General features: G+C 60.7%; 15 protein-coding genes and 1 pseudogene. 7 read left to right on the top strand and 9 right to left on the bottom strand.

Going from position 1 to position 18,630, the window contains the following annotated elements:
• Positions 1–13: 13 nt before the first annotated feature.
• From AB0P14_RS03665 to AB0P14_RS03645, 5 genes are read right to left on the bottom strand one after another with little or no spacing between them, the layout of a single operon-like run.
• The gene (locus tag AB0P14_RS03665) at positions 14–1,399 is read right to left on the bottom strand and encodes a biotin carboxylase N-terminal domain-containing protein (protein ID WP_363837845.1); all 1,386 of its coding nucleotides are present in this window, start codon (positions 1,397–1,399) and stop codon (positions 14–16) included.
• A complete protein-coding gene (locus tag AB0P14_RS03660) occupies positions 1,399–1,929 on the bottom strand; it encodes a biotin/lipoyl-containing protein (protein WP_363837843.1) in 531 nt (176 codons plus the stop codon). The genes AB0P14_RS03665 and AB0P14_RS03660 overlap by 1 nt, the downstream gene beginning before the upstream one ends.
• 32 nt (positions 1,930–1,961) lie before the next feature.
• Positions 1,962–4,031: an acetate--CoA ligase family protein gene (locus AB0P14_RS03655; protein ID WP_363837840.1), complete on the bottom strand. Its 2,070-nt coding sequence runs from the start codon at positions 4,029–4,031 to the stop codon at positions 1,962–1,964.
• A 48-nt stretch (positions 4,032–4,079) separates the two neighbouring features.
• Positions 4,080–5,213, bottom strand: coding sequence for an acetyl-CoA acetyltransferase (locus AB0P14_RS03650; RefSeq protein ID WP_363837838.1), 1,134 nt, complete (start codon positions 5,211–5,213; stop codon positions 4,080–4,082).
• Positions 5,206–5,595: a zinc ribbon domain-containing protein gene (locus tag AB0P14_RS03645; protein ID WP_363837836.1), complete on the bottom strand. Its 390-nt coding sequence runs from the start codon at positions 5,593–5,595 to the stop codon at positions 5,206–5,208. Before AB0P14_RS03645 ends, AB0P14_RS03650 begins: the two co-directional genes overlap by 8 nt.
• Before the next feature lie 343 nt (positions 5,596–5,938).
• Between AB0P14_RS03645 and AB0P14_RS03640 the strand changes: the two genes are divergently transcribed.
• From AB0P14_RS03640 to AB0P14_RS03625, 4 genes are all read left to right on the top strand, one after another.
• Entirely contained in the window at positions 5,939–7,180 is a 1,242-nt protein-coding gene (locus tag AB0P14_RS03640) for an aconitase X catalytic domain-containing protein (protein ID WP_363837833.1), read from the top strand.
• Positions 7,181–7,190: 10 nt separating this feature from the next.
• Complete coding sequence (locus AB0P14_RS03635) at positions 7,191–7,613, top strand: DUF126 domain-containing protein (RefSeq protein WP_363837831.1); 423 nt, start codon at positions 7,191–7,193, stop codon at positions 7,611–7,613.
• A 29-nt stretch (positions 7,614–7,642) separates the two neighbouring features.
• Entirely contained in the window at positions 7,643–8,335 is a 693-nt protein-coding gene (locus tag AB0P14_RS03630; RefSeq protein ID WP_363837828.1) for a biotin transporter BioY, read from the top strand.
• Positions 8,336–8,475: 140 nt separating this feature from the next.
• Positions 8,476–11,283: an FAD-binding and (Fe-S)-binding domain-containing protein gene (locus AB0P14_RS03625; protein WP_363838179.1), complete on the top strand. Its 2,808-nt coding sequence runs from the start codon at positions 8,476–8,478 to the stop codon at positions 11,281–11,283.
• On the opposite strand, the pseudogene AB0P14_RS03620 reads toward AB0P14_RS03625, so the two are convergent.
• Positions 11,265–11,864 (bottom strand): annotated as a pseudogene (locus tag AB0P14_RS03620) (oxygenase MpaB family protein); the annotation flags it as partial. The gene AB0P14_RS03625 and the pseudogene AB0P14_RS03620 sit on opposite strands and share 19 nt — an antisense overlap.
• 201 nt (positions 11,865–12,065) lie before the next feature.
• Between AB0P14_RS03620 and AB0P14_RS03615 the strand changes: the two are divergent.
• Both AB0P14_RS03615 and AB0P14_RS03610 read left to right on the top strand, forming a co-directional pair.
• Complete coding sequence (locus AB0P14_RS03615) at positions 12,066–13,460, top strand: IS1380 family transposase (protein WP_363837825.1); 1,395 nt, start codon at positions 12,066–12,068, stop codon at positions 13,458–13,460.
• Between the two features lie 229 nt (positions 13,461–13,689).
• Entirely contained in the window at positions 13,690–14,922 is a 1,233-nt protein-coding gene (locus AB0P14_RS03610; protein WP_363837822.1) for a Shedu immune nuclease family protein, read from the top strand.
• Positions 14,923–15,006: 84 nt separating this feature from the next.
• Here AB0P14_RS03610 and AB0P14_RS03605 read toward each other — a convergent pair whose 3' ends face one another.
• Positions 15,007–15,207 (bottom strand): hypothetical protein, encoded by a 201-nt coding sequence (locus tag AB0P14_RS03605; protein WP_363837819.1) that lies wholly within the window; start codon positions 15,205–15,207, stop codon positions 15,007–15,009.
• A 244-nt stretch (positions 15,208–15,451) separates the two neighbouring features.
• Between AB0P14_RS03605 and AB0P14_RS03600 the strand changes: the two genes are divergently transcribed.
• Complete coding sequence (locus AB0P14_RS03600; RefSeq protein WP_363837816.1) at positions 15,452–15,694, top strand: hypothetical protein; 243 nt, start codon at positions 15,452–15,454, stop codon at positions 15,692–15,694.
• Positions 15,695–16,490: 796 nt separating this feature from the next.
• Here AB0P14_RS03600 and AB0P14_RS03595 read toward each other — a convergent pair.
• Both AB0P14_RS03595 and AB0P14_RS03590 read right to left on the bottom strand, forming a co-directional pair.
• Complete coding sequence (locus AB0P14_RS03595; RefSeq protein WP_363837814.1) at positions 16,491–17,279, bottom strand: Abi family protein; 789 nt, start codon at positions 17,277–17,279, stop codon at positions 16,491–16,493.
• 368 nt (positions 17,280–17,647) lie between these two features.
• Positions 17,648–18,541 carry a LysR family transcriptional regulator gene (locus tag AB0P14_RS03590; RefSeq protein WP_363837811.1) on the bottom strand — a complete coding sequence of 298 codons (894 nt, stop codon included), beginning with the start codon at positions 18,539–18,541 and terminating at the stop codon, positions 17,648–17,650.
• Positions 18,542–18,630 lie beyond the last annotated feature (89 nt).

Genomic DNA, 18,630 nt, shown 5'->3' with positions numbered 1-18,630 from the left:
GCTCCGTCTCTACTTAGGCCGTCTGCAGCGCGGCGCCGGCCGGCTGCTCCAACAGGTCACTTTGGTTTTCTTCCAGCCACTTCGTGTGGACCTGGTTGGCCGCATAATCCGGATGGCTGAGAATCTTTTCCAGGAAGCCGATGTTTGTATGGATTCCGCCAATGCTGGTCTCGGCGAGTGCCCTCAGCGCCCTCCTGATCGCCCTGTCACGGTCGACGTCGTGAATCACCAACTTTGCGATCATCGAGTCGTAGTACGGGGAGACTTTCCAGCCGGGCACGCAATGCGTGTCCACGCGGATGCCGGGACCTCCAGGCAGCACCAGTTCGGTGATAACCCCGGGGGAGGGTGCGAACCCGTTGGACGGATCCTCCGCACAGATGCGCAACTCGATCGAGTGCCCTCGCAGCAGCACCTCGTCCTGGGTGAAGGTAAGCCGGTGCTCCGGGTCTGCAACCCACAGCTGCTCACGGACCAGATCGAAGCCTGAAATCATTTCCGACACAGGATGCTCCACCTGGATGCGGGTGTTCATCTCGATGAAGTGGTGTTTGCCGGTGAGCATGTCCACCACGAACTCCACCGTGCCGGCACCAACGTAGCCGATCTCAGAGACCAACTTCACGGCGTCGGCCTCGATCCGCTGCCGCGACTCAAGCGGGATGCTGACCGCGGGGCCCTCCTCAATCACCTTTTGGTAGCGGCGCTGGACGCTGCAGTCGCGCGTGCCCACATGCACCACTGTCCCGCCGTGGTCGCCAAGGACTTGGACCTCCACATGCCGGATCTTCGTCAGGAACCGCTCGCCAAAGATGACCTCGGAACCGAAGGCAGCCAGTGACTCGCGTTGGGCGTCCTCGAAGTTGCTGCGCACATCCTCCTCGGACTGCAGGATGCGCATGCCGCGCCCGCCGCCACCGGCCGCGGCCTTAATCAGGATCGGGTAGCCGCCGGTGCGACCCAGTTCCACCAGGTCCTCGTACGTGGCGGGCTTGTCGCCGGTGCCCGGTACCACGGGGATCCCGGCTGCCGTTGCGATCTTGCGGCCAAAAACCTTGTCGCCAAGCTGCTCGATAACGGTAGCGGTGGGGCCGATGAAGATCAGCCCGTTGTCGGCGCACATTTGTGAAAACCCGGCGTTTTCGGCCAGAAACCCGTAGCCGGGGTGGACGGCGTCGCATCCGGTTGCCAGCGCAACCTGGACGATCGTCTCGGGACGCAAATAGCTCTCGGACGGCTTGGATGGGCCAATCTTCACGGACCTGTCGGCCAGCTTCACGTGCCGGGAACCGGCATCGGCCTCCGAGTACACAGCCACACTCTCCACGCCCGCTTCCTGGCAGGCTCGGATGATGCGGACGGCAATTTCGCCACGGTTGGCGACCAGGACACGGCGCATCAGGACTCCCCGTCCGTGGCCTCAATGTAAAACAGCGGCGAGCCGTGCTCCACCAAGGCCTCATTCTCCACGACGGTCCGGCGCACCACGCCATCCACGGGGGAACCAATGCGGTTCATCAGTTTCATGACCTCAATGATGGCCAAGTCCTGACCCTTCGTCACGGTGTCGCCCACCTGGACAAACGCCTCTGCCGTGGGACTCGGTTTGGCGTAGAACACGCCGGTCATGGGTGCGGCAACAACCGTCAGCCCGGTCACCTCTGATTCATCAATGCTCGACGCCGGGGCCTGGGGGTGAGCCGAAACAGCGGGCTGTGCCGACGCCGGCTCTGCAGCTGCGGGGGCCGGAGGTGCAGCGGCTGCCGCTGGCGGAGCAACTTCGCTCACCGCTGTTCCACTTCGAGTGGAAACTTCCAGAGTGACATCGCCAATCGTAATCTTGACTTCACCGTCACGAGGAGCGGAATCAATGATGCGCAGGATGCTGTCGAGTTCTTGGAAGGTGAGGGTGGGGACGTTCTCAGTCATGATGTTCTCCGCTTTCTGATTCGATATTGGTTCTAGGCCTGGATGGCAAGGGCATCGACCGCTGTTACCTGGCCGTTGCTGATGATGACCGGATTAATCTCCACTTCCGTCAGCCGCCCGGATGAATCCGCCACGAGCTGTTGGAGGGCGCCCATGACAGCTGCAACCTGATCCAGCACTGCATCGTCGGTTTCGCCGGCGAGGATGTCCAGGGACTGCAAACCGGCCCGAATTTCCACGGCAGTTGCCGGGGTGGGGATGAGCACGCGGTCGTTGATGGCCTCGACATTGGAGCCGCCGGCACCGCAAAGAATGAAGCCGCCCAAAGACTCATCACGTATGTATCCCAGGATTAGCTCGGTGCCGGGTGCAGCCATGCGCTGAACCACGACTCCACGGTATTCAATGTCTTCCAGTTTGGCGATGTTTGCCAGAATTTCCTTGGTTCCCGACAGCACCTGGGCGGCGTCGTGAAGGTGCAACTTAACGCCACCGGCGTCGACCTTGTGTGGGATATCCGGTGACTGGATTTTCACTGCAACAGGGAAACCAACGGCATCCGCTGCTGCGATGGCTTCCTCTGCCGTGGCGGCCAGTCGCTGGTCCGGGACCTTCACACCGTAGCCAGCGAGTGCTGTCAGTACGTCAAACTCCACGGAGCGGTGCCAGTCATGGCCGGCAGTTGAATGATCTCCGGCCACTTCAGGGCGGACCATGCCGGGAAGTCCGGCCTGGGCATTAGTGAAGGCAGTGAGGCGGTCCATGGCCTTCAGCCCGCGCTCGGGGCTGCGGTACACCGGGATCTTGGCATCGCTGAGAATCTTGAAGGCTTCTGCATTGAGGCTGTTGCGGGAGGCCCACGACACCACAATTGGCAGGTTCAGAGTTTCGGCTGCTTCCGCGATGGCGGTGGCGATCTTGACGCCGACCTCGCTGTGCACCGAGGCCACACAAGCCAGGATCTGGTCCACGGCCGCGTTTTCCTGCAGAACCGAAACAACCTTTTCAAAGAGGTCGGGCTCATTGAAGATCTGGGCCGTCACATCGATGGGGTTCTGCGCAGTTGCAAAAGTGGGCAGCAGCGCGCGAATTTCCGATTCGGTCTTCTCGCCCAAGTCTGCCAGCTTGAGGTGTTCGGAGCCTTCCAGGAAGTCCGCGGCCACCACGCCGGCGCCGCCGGAAACAGACACCACCCCGACGCGGCCGCCGGTGGGGCGGAAGTGGTGCTGGGACAGTCGCAGCACGTCCACCATGTCCAGGGAGTCACCAACTTCCACCACCCCGTATTTGGCGAAGATCGAACGGTAGCGGTCAATGTCGCCGGCCAGGCGGCCCGTATGGGAGACCACCGCAGACATGCTGCTGGCGTGCTGGCCGGCCTTCCAAATGACCAGTGGCTTGTCAGTTTCCAATGCGCGGTAGGCTATCGATTTAAGTGCTGCAGACTTTCCGAGTCCTTCGATGTAGGCCACCAGAGTGGTGATTGAGTCCTCGGAGATGAAGTGTTCCAGCACCGTCTCAATGTCGATGTCCGCAGCGTTTCCTGTATGCACAAAATAGCCGAAGTCGACGCCCTCATCATCGCCGATGGTCAACAGCGATCCGCCCACACCTCCGCTCTGGGTCACGAACCCGACGCCACCGGCATTGAAGTTGTAGTCAAAAAACGCGCCGAATCCCGCATAGACACCGGCCTGCATGTTGATGAAGCCGACTCCGTTGGGTCCCAGGATTCGCACATTCGCGTCACTGGCCACCTCCAGCAGCTGTTCCTGAAGGATGGCACCCTCCGGCCCTGCGTCGGCAAAACCTGAGCTGAGGACCAGTGCATAGGGAATGCCGCGCTCGCCGCATTCGGCGACTACCCCGGCCACTCGCGGTGCCGCCACCGCAATGATGGCCAGGTCGATCCCTTCCGGAAGTTCAGTGACCGTGTGGGTGCAGGGGATCCCCTGGACCACGTCCCGGTTGGGGTTGACCGGAAATATCTCACCGGCAAATCCGTGGCTGCGCAATTGCTTGATCGGCTTGCCGCCGATGGCGTCCTCATTGCTCGATGCGCCAACAATTGCGATCCGTTGGGGTTTGAATAAGCGCTCCATTGCTGCTCCTGATTCTAGGTGTATGGGTAAGGTGGTGCCGAGTGAAAGCTAGATGCTGAGGACCAGGGTGGTGTGGGCGGACATCGTGCCGCCTATCCCATGGGCCACGGCTCGCCGTGCGCCTGGCACCTGACGGTCCCCGGCACGGCCGCGCAGCTGCTCCATGGCCTCGAGTACGGTGTAGATGCCAAACATGCCGGGGTGGGAGAAGGCCAGGCCCCCTCCGCTGGTGTTGGTGGGCAAACTGCCGCCGGGACTGGTGTGGCCGTCTTGAATGAACGTTCCCCCGGTGCCCTTGGCGCAGAACCCCAGGTCCTCGAGGAGAAGTATCGTGTTGATGGTGAATGCGTCGTAGACCTGTGCGATGTCCATGTCCTCCGGACCCAGTCCGGCCTCGCCAAAGGCGGCCAGGCCTGAGACGGCGGCGCCCGTCCGGACCAAATCCTTCATCGCCATCATGCCTTCGTGCGAGGAGTACTCGCTGGAACCCTTGACGGTGACCGGTGACCGATCCATTTTGGCCGCGCGCTCCGCCGTCGTCACCACAACGGCTCCCGCCCCGTCCGTGATCAGGCAGCAGTCAAGCTTGTGGAAGGGGGTGGAGATTTTGGCTGACGCCGTGACGTCTGCTGCCGTGATGATCTCTCGGCGCTGCGCAGCAGGGTTCAATGCGCCCCAGCGGCTGGCCGCCACAGCAACGGCGCTGAGCTGGTCACGGGTGGTGCCAAATTCGAGCATGTGCCTCTGCGCCATCAAGGCGTAAGAGGAAATCGGGAAGAGTGGGTTGTACAAGGACTCAACAGGAGGGCAGGACGCGACGGCAGGCCTCTTGCCGGTGGCTTTGAGCATGGTTCGTTGGGTGCTGCCGTAGACCACCAGCGCTGCCTCGCACTTGCCGTCCCGGATTGCTGCCACGGCATGGTGGATGTGGGAGAGGTTGGATGCCCCGCCGTGCACCGTTGAATCCAGGTAGCGCGGGGTGATGCCCAAATACTCACTCAAGGCGAGCGTGGGCAAATCCACCTGGGCGGTAGCGGTGAAGATGCCATCGATGTCCTTCAACCCCAGTCCCGAGTCGGCGACGGCCTTGAGTGCGGCATCTGCCATGACATCCAGGGTGTCCCTGTGCGTGGGGGCAGAAGTGGCGGCCATTCCCATTCCGGCCAGCACAATTTCACTCATTGCCGGCTCCCTGGATTGCCAGGACGGGCACCTGCTGGCCACGTCCAAGGTCGGCCGTGCCCACGCGGACGGGGCGGCCCATGGTCAGCAGGGTCAGGTCATCGGCCTGAAGCTGGGCGTAGTATTTGCTGCCGTCCGTGATTAAGTCCAGGTCGGCCAATCCAATGATCCTGGCGTCATCGCCGTCTCCAATGACCGTGTAGCTGTAGAGCGTTCCGGCAGCACCGAGTGCCGGGATCCAGCCGGGGCTGGCCGTGCCGCATTCTGGACAGGCGGCCCGCGGGGGCATGAACACTGCGCTGCACTTGAGACAGTGCGGCAGCACCGGATCGCCGGCGGCGGCGCGCTCGGTGTAGTTGCGGAAATGAGCATGTGAATTCAAGATCGGACCCCGATCTTGCTCTGTCGTGTCATAGCTTGCCTTTCAGGGGCCGGCCCGAAGCCTGGTTGGTCCGGGAGGAGCGCGGTCTGCATAAACATCATTCAAGATACGTATCGAAACGTATTGTTGTCTACGCTAGTCACATGTGAGCTGGATCGCAAGCTCCCGGGTGGTTTATTTTATGGCCCCGCATCCATGCAATCAGCCTGAATCCTTGCTTTTGTGCGTTTCCTGGGGAAAATCAGCGGCAACCTTTGAGTGAGGCTTGCGTCACATCGCAATAACGTCTATAAAGGTATTGAAAGGTATCGAAACATATCTATATGACTATCAGGAGGTATCGATGATTTTGACCACGGAGGAACAGGCGATTCTCGACAAGGGTGACGCCCGGGCCGAGGCTCTGAAAGAGCAAATCCAGGTCGGCGAGTTCTTTGGTGCCGAGCGCATGGTGCCGGTGGTCAACGCCCACTTCACCGGCGACCCCGAGGTCTTCGGGCAAGCCGGCATCGACTACCTGGAGCGCATGACCGGGGCAGGTTTGCGTACGGTTGTCCCCACCAGCCGCAATGCAACCTGTGTGGACTTGGATCAGATGGAGAGCTTTCAGCAGTTGGCCTCCTTGGCCAAGGAAGAGGTCGGTGTACGCAAGCAGCTGACGAACCTGGGTGTGCTGGTGGTCAATACCTGCATTGGCTACCAAACGATGTACCAGCCCCGCCTTGGAGAGCATGTGGCCTGGGGTGATACCGGCACCGTGGCCTACGCCAACTCAGTTCTTGGTGCACGCACAAACTATGAGGCAGGAACAGCTGCCCTGCTGGCCGGAATTACAGGGCGCACGCCCGGCTATGGCTTCCATCTGGACGAAAACCGCCGGGCAAACGCCGTCGTGCGTGTCTCGGCAAATATGACTGATCTGGCACACTGGGGTGCCCTCGGTGCCGTGGCCGGCTCCACTTTCCGGGGCTATGACAATGTTCCTGCCATAATTCTGCCGCCAGGAGTGGTGCCGTCCTCTGACGCACTTAAGCATCTGGCCGCGGCAATCGCCAGCTACGGCTCCATGGCCATGTTCCACGTTGTGGGGCACACTCCGGAGGCCGCAACGCTGGAGGAAGCCAGGGGCAGCCGCGAACTGTTGGGCGAAACAGAGTTCGACCAGGCCGCCCTTGACGGTTCCTTGGGGGCCTTTGACCCTGCTGCGGCTGCGCCGGATGTGGTGGTTTTCACGGCTCCCCAGCTGTCACTTTTCGAGGTGCAGGACCTTGCCCAAAAGCTCCAAGGACGGAAGGTCCGGCCAGAAACAAAACTGATCATCACCACCAACCGCAGCGTTCTTGTTGAGGTGGAGCGCACCGGACTGCTGGAAATATTGGCAGCAGCTGGTGCGGTGATCTTGCAGGATACCTGCTGGTACCTCATGGATCCTGCACAGCAGCGCAAGGACTTTGGCTGGAACACCCTGGCGACAAATTCGGCCAAGTTGGCGAACATCGTCAAGGCCCACGGCTACGTGCCGACCATCATGACAACCGCGGACTGCATTCTTGCGGCCACGGTCCCTGCAGAATCCCAAGCCTAGGAGAGCTGAGATGAAATTTAGCCTGAAGCGCGCCGTCGGAAAGACCATTGAAGGGGAAGCGCTGGTCAGCCCGGTGCCGTTCAGTGCCCGCTACGACCTCAACCGAAACGAAGGAATCATCAGCCGGATCGGACATCCGCTGCAAGGCCAATCCATTACGGGGAAGATCTTCATCTCACCCGGTGTCCAAGGCGGCGTGGCAGCCGGCTGGGCCCTTCTGGCAATGGAACAACGAGGTGTCGGATTTGCCGGGCTTGTTTTTGGAGACACGAACCCGGTCATGGTGCAGGGTGCCGTCACCGCGGGGATTCCCATTGCCAGCGGCGTGGACAGCGAATGCTGGACCAGGATCAAGAGCGGGGACAGGATCAGCCTTGACCCGTCGAGCCTGGAGCTGACTTTGCTGGAAACCGTGGATGGGCGCGATATCTGATGGGCAGGCCGGGCGGGCTGGCGAATGCATTGGAAGAAATCCAAGGGCCCGGAGGCATCAGGGTGCCGCAGCCCAAGCCCAAGAAGCAGACGCCGCGCAGGTCCGGACGAGGTCTGCGGGAGGGCAGGAGGCTGCGGTGGTCGTCGCAAGACCTGGCCTACATCGCGGTCTTTGCGGCCCTGATTGCTGTGTCTGCAGCAGTCCCTGCCATTCCTGCAGGCAATGTCCTCGGCGTCCCCCTCACCATACAGACCTTGCTTGTAATCCTTACCGGCCTGGCTCTGGGAGCCTGGCGGGCCGGTGCCGCGCTGGCCCTGTACGTATTGTTAGGCGTCATCGGGCTACCCATCTTCTCCTCGTTCAGGGGCGGGCCGGGCATCTTGATCACTGCAGGTGCCGGCTACATTGTTGGGTTCATCGGCGGGGCACTGGTGGCCGGAATCGTTGCGCAATTTCTGCTTCGTCGGAGACTGCCAACCATTGCAGCATTGTTCACGGCGGCAGTGGCGGGAACGGTGGTTATCCATGTTGCGGGAATCATCGGCATGATGATTAACGGCAACCTCTCGATAGAAGCGGCTGCCCTGATCGACCTGGTGTTCGTGCCTGGTGACCTCCTTAAATGCGTTCTGGCCGTTGTTCTCGTGTTGCCGCTTCACCGGGCGTTTCCCGATTTGATGATTCGACGCCGTCCAGGGAATCTCCCGGATCTCAAGCAATGACATATTTGGGGCTGGGCCATCTGTCACGACTGCCTTCAGCCTGCCGGCATTCGCCACAATGAAGGGAAATTGACATGGCTCCGCAGAGACAACGGTCAGTGGAAGAAACTACGCTGGACATCGACCATGTTCGTGCGGCCATGGCTGATCCGGGGCAGGTTCGTACGGCGGCTCTGGATCGGCATGCGAATGCCCACGACGCCTCCCACTTTCTCCTCATTCCCCAGGCCGTGGCCGTTCCCGTAAACGCCGCCGAGGTCGCCGCGTTGATGCGTGTCAGCGCCGTGCGCGGGCTGCCGTTGACGCTGCGTTCGGGTGGGACGAGTCTGAGTGGGCAGGCTGTCAGTGGTGGCCTGCTGGTGGATGTGCGCAAGAATTTCCGTGGCATTGAGGTCCTCGATGGCGGGGCCCGGGTTCGGGTGCAGCCTGGGGTTACGGTGCGGGAGTTGAATGCGCGGCTGCTGCGCTTTGGCCGCAAGTTTGGTCCGGATCCGGCCAGTGAGGCGGCGTGCACGATTGGCGGGGTGGTCGCGAACAATTCTTCGGGCATGGCCTGTGGCACCACGGACAACGCGTATCGGACGTTGGAGTCGATGACCCTGGTGTTGCCCAGCGGCACGGTCATCGACACGGGCGCCGCGGATGCTTCGGCCCGGTTGAAGGCGTTGGAGCCGGAATTGTTCAGGGGCCTGGGTGAGCTGGCCGAAAGGGTGCGCAGCAACCCTGCATCACGGGCCACGATTGAGGCGCAGTTCGCCATGAAAAACACCATGGGCTACGGGCTGAACTCGCTGCTGGACTTTGATGATCCGGTGGAGATCCTGGCCCATCTGGTTATTGGCAGTGAGGGCACGCTGGGGTTTGTGGCCGAGGCCGTGTTCCGGACGGTGCCGCGGCTGGCCCACGCCACCTCCGGGTTACTGGTGTTCAAGAACCTGGAGGCTGCCAACATGGCCCTGCCGGCCCTGGTGGACAGCGGGGCTGCGACGATTGAGCTGATGGATTCGCTCTCGCTGAAGGTGGGGCAGGGGCTGGTGCAGGTTCCGGGGGTGGTGCGGGACCTGGATGTGGCTCAGCATGCGGCGCTGCTGGTGGAGTACCAGAGCGGCGATGCGGAAGAGATTGCGGAACTGAACGCCAGGGCGGTGGCATTGGCCGGGTCGTTGGGGTTGGATGGGCCGGCGGAGTTCAGCACGGATGCCACGGTCCGTGCGGGGTTGTGGCATCTGCGCAAGGGCCTGTACACGGCGGTGGCCGGGGCCCGCCCGCAGGGGACCACGGCGCTGTTGGAGGATGTGGTGGTGCCGGTGCCCGTGCTGGGCCGGACCTGTGTTGCCCTGGGTGAACTCTTTAATAAGTACAGTTATGCCAATTCGGTCATTTTTGGGCACGCCAAGGACGGCAATATCCACTTCATGCTGACCGACAGGTTCGCCAGTAAGGATGAGCTTGACCGCTATGCCGCGTTCACCGAGGACATGGTGGAGGTGGTCCTTGGTGAGGGTGGCTCGTTGAAGGCCGAGCACGGCACAGGGCGCGTCATGGCGCCGTTTGTGCGCCGCCAATACGGCGACGAACTCTACGATGTCATGCGCCGCATCAAGGCGCTGTGCGACCCGGCCGGCATGCTGAACCCCGGCGTCATCCTGGACGAGGACCCCATGGCACACCTGCGCCATATCAAGGCGGCGCCGCCGGAGGTTGATCCGGAGGTGGACCGCTGCGTGTCCTGCGGCTACTGCGAGCCGGTGTGCCCCAGCAGGAACCTGACCCTGACCCCGCGCCAGCGCATCGTCACACTGCGCGACATGGAACAAGCCCGCAGCGAAGGCAACACGGAACTCGCCGATGCGCTCGCCAAAGACTACGACTACGCCGGTGTGGACACCTGCGCGGTGGACGGCATGTGCCAAACCGCCTGCCCCGTGGACATCAACACCGGCACCCTGGTCAAGCGCCTGCGCGAAAAGGATGCCGGAACGGTGGAAAACGCCGTGTGGGGGACTGCCGCCAAACACTGGGGCGCCGTTACCCGGGGCGCCGGGCTGGCACTGGGCGTGGCCGCGAAGGTCCCGCCCGTGCTCGTGCAGCCGGTGAACACGCTGGGACGAAAGGTCCTCGGCGCCGACACACTGCCCCTGTATTCCCCGGAGCTGCCCGCGGGAGGGAAAGCACGACGGCGGCCGGCACCTGCCGGGGAACCGGCGGCCGTGTATTTCCCCGCCTGTGTCAACGTCATGTTCGGTCCTGCCGGGGAAGGTTCGGCCGGGGTGCAGGCAAGTTTCGAGCAGCTGTGCGCGGCCGCCGGGGTGGAACTGCTGGTGCCCGAGGGCATCTCGGAGGCGTGTTGCGGGACGCCGTGGTCCTCCAAGGGCATGGCGGCCGGGCTGGCGGACATGCACGCACGGACACTGGCACTGCTGCGCGAAGCCACCCGCGACGGGGAGCTGGACGTCATTTGTGATGCCTCCAGCTGCACCGAGGGGCTGCTGCACACCATTGAAAGCGAGCGGCTGGTGCCCGGACAGAGACCGCTGCGCGTGCTCGACGCCGTGGAATTCACGGCCCGGACCCTGCTGCCACTGCTTGGCGGGGACTGGCAGAAAGTGGAATCACTGGCCCTGCACCCCACCTGCTCCTCGGTCCGGCTGGGCCTGAACCCGGCCCTGGTGACGGTGGCCGAGGCCGCCGCGGAAACGGTCCAGGTACCCGAGAACTGGGGCTGCTGCGGCTTCGCCGGGGACCGGGGCATGCTGCACCCGGAACTCACCGCCTCGGCCACGGCGGCACAAGCCGCGGATGTAACGGCGATGAACGCCGTCGAACACGCATCCTGCAACAGGACCTGCGAGCTCGGCATGACACGCGCCACCGGACAGGACTACCGACACGTACTGGAAATCCTCGCCGACACCATTTCCACCACAGATCACGTAACAGGCAGGTAAAGCGGATCCACTCGGGACCATCGGCCTGAAATCTGTGGGCATCCGGGCGATGACGCTGCGTCGGCGAGGCGGCTGTCGTCGAACATGGCGGACAGCATTGGTTTGGTGAACGGCCGGGCGACAGTGGGAAGTCTGTACTTCAAGACTTGGAGTGTGCGGTCCATCAGATGGGCACCAGCGGGGGAGTACGCGATGGTCGCGCGCTCGTAGCTGTCAAAGAACTGCTCGGCGGCTTGGAATGTTGCCGGGATGCCGGCGATGTTCATGCGTGCGCCGAGCTCCTGATAGAAACGGGTGGTTGCGTTTTCCTCTGCTGGCGTTGGTGCCCGCCAGGCATGTGCACGGGCCCAGCGGATGGGGACGACGAGGAGGGTGAGGAGGACGTAGCGGAAGTCGTCCTGGCTGCCGGGGACGTGGCGGTGGGCGTGGTTGAGCAGGCGGATCATCTGGCGGCCGCGGGCGCTGTTAAGGCCGCAGGTGATGAGCTCGTAGGTCACGATGGCAGTGTCGTAGGATCGCTTCATGGGGCGCTGGGTGATTTCGCCGTTGCGTTGCAGTGTTGCGGCGATGCGGGGGACGGCGAAGTTGCGGTAGTAGGCGAGAGAGCCAGATTAGTTCTTACGGATTATTCCAGTGAACCCAGCAACGAAGAGTGTTACTAACCTCGAGATTTCATGACCGTATGACTGCGCGGCGTCATTAAAGCCTGAAAGGTGCCTCTGACATGGGAAAATGTAGTTACCACACCAAATTTTCCGCACATGTTCAGGAGCACCAATCAGGTGAACAACATTACCGGCTTTTACCCTTCCCTTCGAGTTGACGCCACCGGCGACGGGGTCGTGTCCCAGGGTGGCGGGATTATCCTGACGGAAATGCTGAAGGCATCCGGCCTGACTATTGGGTTGGCCGAGGTACTGGAGCCGTGGCGCAAACCGTTCGCCACACACAATCCGGGCAAGATCCTCACAGACCTGGCGTTGTCGCTGGCCACCGGCGGTGACTTCGTTTCCGACATTGACCGGCTCCGCAACCAGCCCGAAGTCTTCGGCCCGATCGCCTCGGACCCCACGATCAGCCGCTTGTTCAAGGTCCTGGCCACCGCACAGCCCGCGAAGGTGTTGGCGGCAATCAACAAGGCCCGCGCCACATCCAGGGCACATGTGTGGAAACAGGCAGGTGAAGACTCGCCCCTGCACGATGCCAGCAGGAAGAACCCCCTGGTCATCGACCTCGATGCTTCCTTGGTGAATTCCCACTCAGAGAAGGATGACGCCCGGCCTACCTGGAAGAAAGGCTTCGGCTTCCACCCGCTGTGTTCCTACGTTGACCACGGCGCCGCAGGTACCGGGGAGCCCTTGGTGACGTTGTTGCGGCCCGGCAATGCTGGCTCGAACACGGTCGCCGACCACATCCAGATCGTGAAGGATTCCATCAAGCAGTTGCCGAAGGGGTGGCGGTCCGGGCGGAAGATCATGATCCGCACGGACTCTGCTGGTGGCACGCATGGGTTTCTGGACTGGCTTACCGATAAGCGCCGCAACTTCTCCTACTCCGTCGGGTTCACGATCAGCGAGTCCGTCGCCAAGGTGCTGCCGCTGATCCCGAAGACGGGGTGGAACCGGGCCTACGACAGTGACGGCACCGAACGAGACGGCGCCTGGGTTGCCGACATCACCGGCATGCTCGATCTGTCCTCGTGGCCAAAGGGGATGCGGATCATCGTCCGTAAGGAGATCCCGCATGTGGGCGCGCAGTTGCGGATCACCGACATCGATGGGCACCGGTACACGGCCATGGCAACGAATCAGGAACACGGCCAACTCGCTGACCTTGACGTCAGCCACCGACTCAGGGCCCGCTGTGAGGACCGGATCCGGAACGCTAAAAACACCGGTTTCGCGAACTTGCCGTTCAAATCCTTCACCGCCAACGAGCTCTGGTGCCATGTGGTCATGATGGCCACCGAAATCATGGCCTGGACCCAGATGATCGGCTTCAAAGACACCAAAGCCCGCCGGTGGGAGCCAAAGAAGCTCCGGGCCAGGCTCTTTGAAATCGGCGGGAAACTCGCCAAACACGCCCGCCAAACAACCCTGCACCTGGCCTCCACAGCGCCAGAGGTGCAATTGCTGCTCAAGGCAGTGAAAAGGATCGCCGCGCTCAGCCCGCCATAAAAGGCAACCAGCCGACCATCCGCACACACCAAGAAAAGCAAAAACCAGCACCACCGTGACAGGTGTGGAACCGTCACCGATACCCGCCCCACAGGTCAGCGGCCAGAATGTCACACCCAAATGCCACAATAAGAACCATCAGGCAGACGGTCAGCCCTGATTCACCAGAAACCTCGTGTCATGAAATTTCGAGGCTAGAGTGTGAGCAATAACCAATTGGGGGCACTAAATGGCGCAGAGTCATGACGTTATTTCTTTTTCCGTACCGTTCGATGCTCTGGACGAGCCGACTGAATCTGATTACGTCGAACTACGTAGTCCTGGGATCTTTTACAAAAGCCGAAATTCGACGCTCAATTTGGTAGCCTCCCAAGACAGGGGGCTATGTTTCTACCGGGCCAGACAGGTCTTTGACGACACAAATTATCGCGAAGAAACCGGCGAACTACGTGAATCCCCGAAAGACAATCAGGAGTGTGTCATCCTCGTGCAGAAACCCCGTGTCCAAATTGAAGCGATGATCACGCGAGAAGCCGGAAATATTCGGTCCGTTGAGTTTCAACGACTGAAGACGTCAAACGGTACAACGGTTCTCCAGCGCGTTTTGGAGTTCAATAGAGACGAAGCCGCGGCCTTGCAAAGCTTCTTCAAACACTTGGATGCCATCGATCTCGAAGCAACTCCGGGTAACACTCAATATCTGGATGACAAGACTCGATTCGAGGTCACCAGGAGCGAGGCATCTCTTCTGGAGGTTCTGCGTGAGAACCCCGAAATGACAACGAAGTTGATTTCCGATGACCCTGAACTCTCGCGGTTGCGCCAGTTGTACGAAAGACGAGAGGCTGTAGCGACGTTTGAGGTGCTTGTAGCTAACGACAGCGCGTCTGAAAGCGACTACCAGAAGTTTTTTGAGGCGAACAAATGGCTCATCGGCTTGTCTATTGATGCCCATCTATTCACGAGTGTCGATGAAGGCAAGCTCGAACAAACAACCACAGGGTTCAGCGTCACCGGAGCTGGGAAGCGCATTGATGCCCTGTTGAAAACGGCAGGCGTAATCAACTCGATCGCGTTCGCCGAAATCAAGAAGCCTAATACGAAGCTCGTCGCTCCTACTTCTTATCGGTCTGAGGCGTGGGGTCCTTCAACCGAACTCGGCGGCGCTGTCGTGCAAGTCCAGCAGACCATACACAAGGCGCTCGAGACAATTGCGCGTTCAAAGTTGGACATCCGAGATAGCAACGGTGCGTTGAGCGAGACACTATACTCCTATGCACCTCGAGGCTATGTAGTCGCTGGCCGACTGAATGAGTTCCTTTCCCCAAACGGTGACGTTGAGGAGTACCGCTTCCGTTCCTATGAGTCATTCCGAAGAAGCATTGCTGGGATCACAATTCTCACCTATGACGAAGTTTTGGGACGTGCGAAGGCCGCCATTGAATTTGACGAATCTGCTTGACCGGAAGAAGTGAGGTGTACTATTTCGAGTCCTGGCAACCGCCGACAAGATGCCCTCGTTACCTCCGATCGGCCGATTAGGCGACTACGTCTGGGTCGGCCAACGAGGCGGTCCCGCTATTGTCGACAGTTCGTAGGACGGGTGGCCCTTGACGATCATGTCCAGCACGACGGCGAGGTCGCCACCGTCCTCGGGCAAGCGCGAGAACCCTGCGTTGCTGTCCGCGATCTCCTGTGCGCGCTCTCCCTTAGTCGTACTTGACGCAGTCCACCGAGCTGAATCCATCCACAACAGTGAACTCGTCCTGACAAACTCAATCGAGCATATTCATGACTCGACTTTCTCTTATTGGCACCGGGCGGATGTTGGCGATCGATAAATTGATTAGCACCGGATGGTACCTGCTCGATAAGGCGGTTGGTGCGGCAGCTAGTCAACCGCAGCTCTTTGCCGCACGAGGCAAGGTTGCCGAAGGAAATGGGCAGTGTTCGACCGCCTCATTCAATACTCAGCGTGAGAGGATCCATACATGGGTTTTTTCTCCGTTGCACGCGCATTTGGCAGCCTTCATCCGCTATCCGACGAGGAGCTTGCAGAAGATCACGAGGCATTGCGACTGCGTTACGTCTCCGGAGAAGATCAATACGATGAGTTGCACCGGTACAACGACGAGATGGTGCGCCGTGCCAACGAGGCCTACAACCGCGAGCACCCAGGCCCACCAGAGTCCAGAAATCGCGAGCATGGCTGGTACCTACCGAACGACGACTAGCCGTTCGACGCCAGGGCCGGCTTTGCGGACATCATTCGGCCCGCCGTTATTTGAAGGCTCAGAGGCCTCAAATTCCTGAGGTGAGAATGGCTGACTGAAAACGTGGAAGGATTTCAACCTACTCATTAGAAACCCATTAAATTGGGCGACAACTGCTGCCTCTTCGGTACCCTCCATTGTTATGCCTGTCCCGCACTGTCAAAGGTCAGGAATGGCTATTGACAACTCGAATTGGTCGATAGGGGCGACAGCGGGGGTCATGGGTTCGAATCCCATAGGAGGCCCATTGGTGGTCGGTAGTTGCCAAGGGCCCTCAACGATGGGCGTTTTTGCCGCGAAATGGGCCATTTTCAGGGATATTGACCGCATAGATTGCAACCGTCGTCGGTTCAAATCTGATAGGGGCCCTCGAGTTTTTTTGGGGCCAAAAAGCCCGGATTTACAGGGTTTTCGCAGTGGCGGGGTGGGTTTCCGCCCCGTTATTTCGCGTCTAAATGGCTTTGGTGTTCGAACGCAACGGTCGTCGGTTGGAATCGTTCGATAGGGCGGGGCATGTACCGGTGACCTGCGGTTTCGCTGTGGAGGAGTGGCTTCGCGGTGTGCTATTCGGATCGAACTCATTAAAAACTCATTAAATCGAAACCCGGTCCGTATCGCGTTCGAATCTTGCCATGGGGCTTTTGACGTTGGGTTGACTCCGCGGATGGTGGCTTTTTGGTTGCCGCCAGATCAGCGTTTCGCTGGCCTTGCCCTGGAACTCCGTCGCTGGCCGGATATGTTGTGTGCGTGGTAGTGCTCAAGCGTGCCAAAGTTCCTGCGTCGCCCAGCCCGGGGGGACGCCCATTGTGCTGGTCGTGAATCCGGGCTGTTCAGGAAAGCTTTGGATAGTGTCGACGACTTTTTGCGACCAGGGGGATTCCGTGTCGATGGATCGCAGTAAGTAGGCCAGGATGTCGAGTGCGTTGTACAGCCCGAACACGGCTTTTGCGCTGGTCTCGTCACGCAAGTGGTCTAGGGTACGGATGAGTCCTGGTTTGGGCCGGCCAGGAGCGGCGACAGATTTTCGATTGAAGAGGCGCGCGTGGTGCCCGGACACGTTGCGAATGTAGTTGAGGCTGGAGATCCAGCTAGTCATCAACTTTTTGGTGGGCGCTCCGTAGGCTTGTGCGATCTCGGTGGTCAGGGAGTTTTTGAGGCCTGTGTACAGGCGTTCGAGGTGTCCCATTTCCAGGATCTCGGTCAATGCCCAGATTGGCATTTGATCGTCATACTTCGTCCGGAAGTGAGTGTCGAACGCCTCATCTGAGTCAGTCCGCCGTGCGTCGGCTCGCTGTAGCCACTGAGCGTGGCGACGGCTCATCGTATTAGTTCGTGGGTCGAGGTGCTCGCCGGTGAAGGCGGAGACGAACGCCGACGGCTGCTGAGGGGCAAATGGTGAAGAGCGGCCAAGTATGTATCCGATCTGCAATCGAAGTGAGACTTCGATACGTTCGATGCCATCGAGAACGAGCAGTCGCAACTCTCGATCGAAATCGATGGAGCGGGAAGCCTGCTCTAGGGACGTTCCGTGCTTGTAGTGATTCAAAATGTGAAGCTGTGGATTTGTCCATCTTGACCTTGGTGAGTTCGCGGGCCAAGTCGCGGTCCTGCCCGGCACTCGCTCGGGCGTCTCCCGCCAGGTCGCTGCCGGCAGGTGCGGTGGTTTCATCAGCGGTGAGGCCTGGCAGTGATTACTGCCCCGGCGCATTAGAAGTGCCGTCGTTCACACCACCATTGTGCAATAGTTGGGCGCGAAAGCTGAATTCAGATCCTGGGACGCGGGATATGCTGCCGCGGCGGGCAGCTGATCACGTGCGTGCCGCTGACTTCACGCTTACGGCGTGGCTCTACTGCCAGCACGAGCCTGAACTCGTCGAGTTTCGCCTGCACAGACGAACTGCGGAAGGGCTCGAGTTACGGAACCGCCCGGCTGATTTCCGCCAATCGGTGTCCGGACCATGCAGCCAGCTCCCCGACCAGTGCCACAATCTCGGGAGCGGCGTAGTGCTCGGCATCCCACGCCGCGTAAAGTTGGATCTCCAGCTGCCGGCCCTCAAACTGCAGGAATACGGTGTTCAAGCCGAATTGCGGCGGTTCCACCACTACGGCGAGTCCCTTGCCCGCGGCCGCCAATGCTTGGGCCACTGTGCTGGAGCTGACCGATGCGTCATAGACCAAGGGAACATCCGCCTTGTCACGGGCTTCGTCAAGCACGCGGCCAATGGCGCTTCCGGCGCGCGGCACGATGAGCCGTTCGTCCGCCAGATCGCCCAGTTCAACCGTCCCGCCATTAATTAGCCGGGCTGTTTTGGCGGGGAACTGCACCATAATGGCCACCCGGGCAATGCGTTGGCCAATGTAGGGTGACGGCGGTTGTGCCGTGCTGATGCAGAAGTCAACGCTGTCATTTTCTAACAGGTGGTAGAGGTCCTCCGGCGTGGACGCGCGAATGTCCGCAATCGGCGTTCCGCCCCGTGCCACGAAAGGAGCCAGGAGGTGTTCCATGGTGGTTGACGGACAGGCCGCCACCAGCTCCAGCGACCCGGTTCCCAGTGAACCCATGAGCTTGGCGGCGCGGTTGGAGCGCTGCAGGATGTCCGTGGCAATGGGGTAGTAGCGCCTGCCTGCCGCATTGAGCTGCAGCCCGGCGTGCGAACGGTGGAAAAGCTTGACACCCAATTGGGTTTCCAGTGCGGCAAGTTGGCGGGAGATGGCGGGCTGGCTCACGAAGCAGCGCGCCGCAGCCCCAGTGACGGTGCCAGTGTCCGCCACGGCAGTGAAGTATTCGAGGACGCGCAATTCAATCATAACTACAGGTTATACCAACCTATCAATATGGGTATTGGACGGAATGGCCTGCCGCTGTGAAAATTAATCCTGTCACATGGTGTGGCCCA

The sequence above is a fragment of the Specibacter sp. NPDC078709 genome (genome assembly GCF_040686795.1).
GTDB lineage: Bacteria > Actinomycetota > Actinomycetes > Actinomycetales > Micrococcaceae > Specibacter.
The sequence above is the reverse complement of the archived record's forward strand: the minus strand, read 5'-3'. Positions and strand labels throughout refer to the sequence as shown.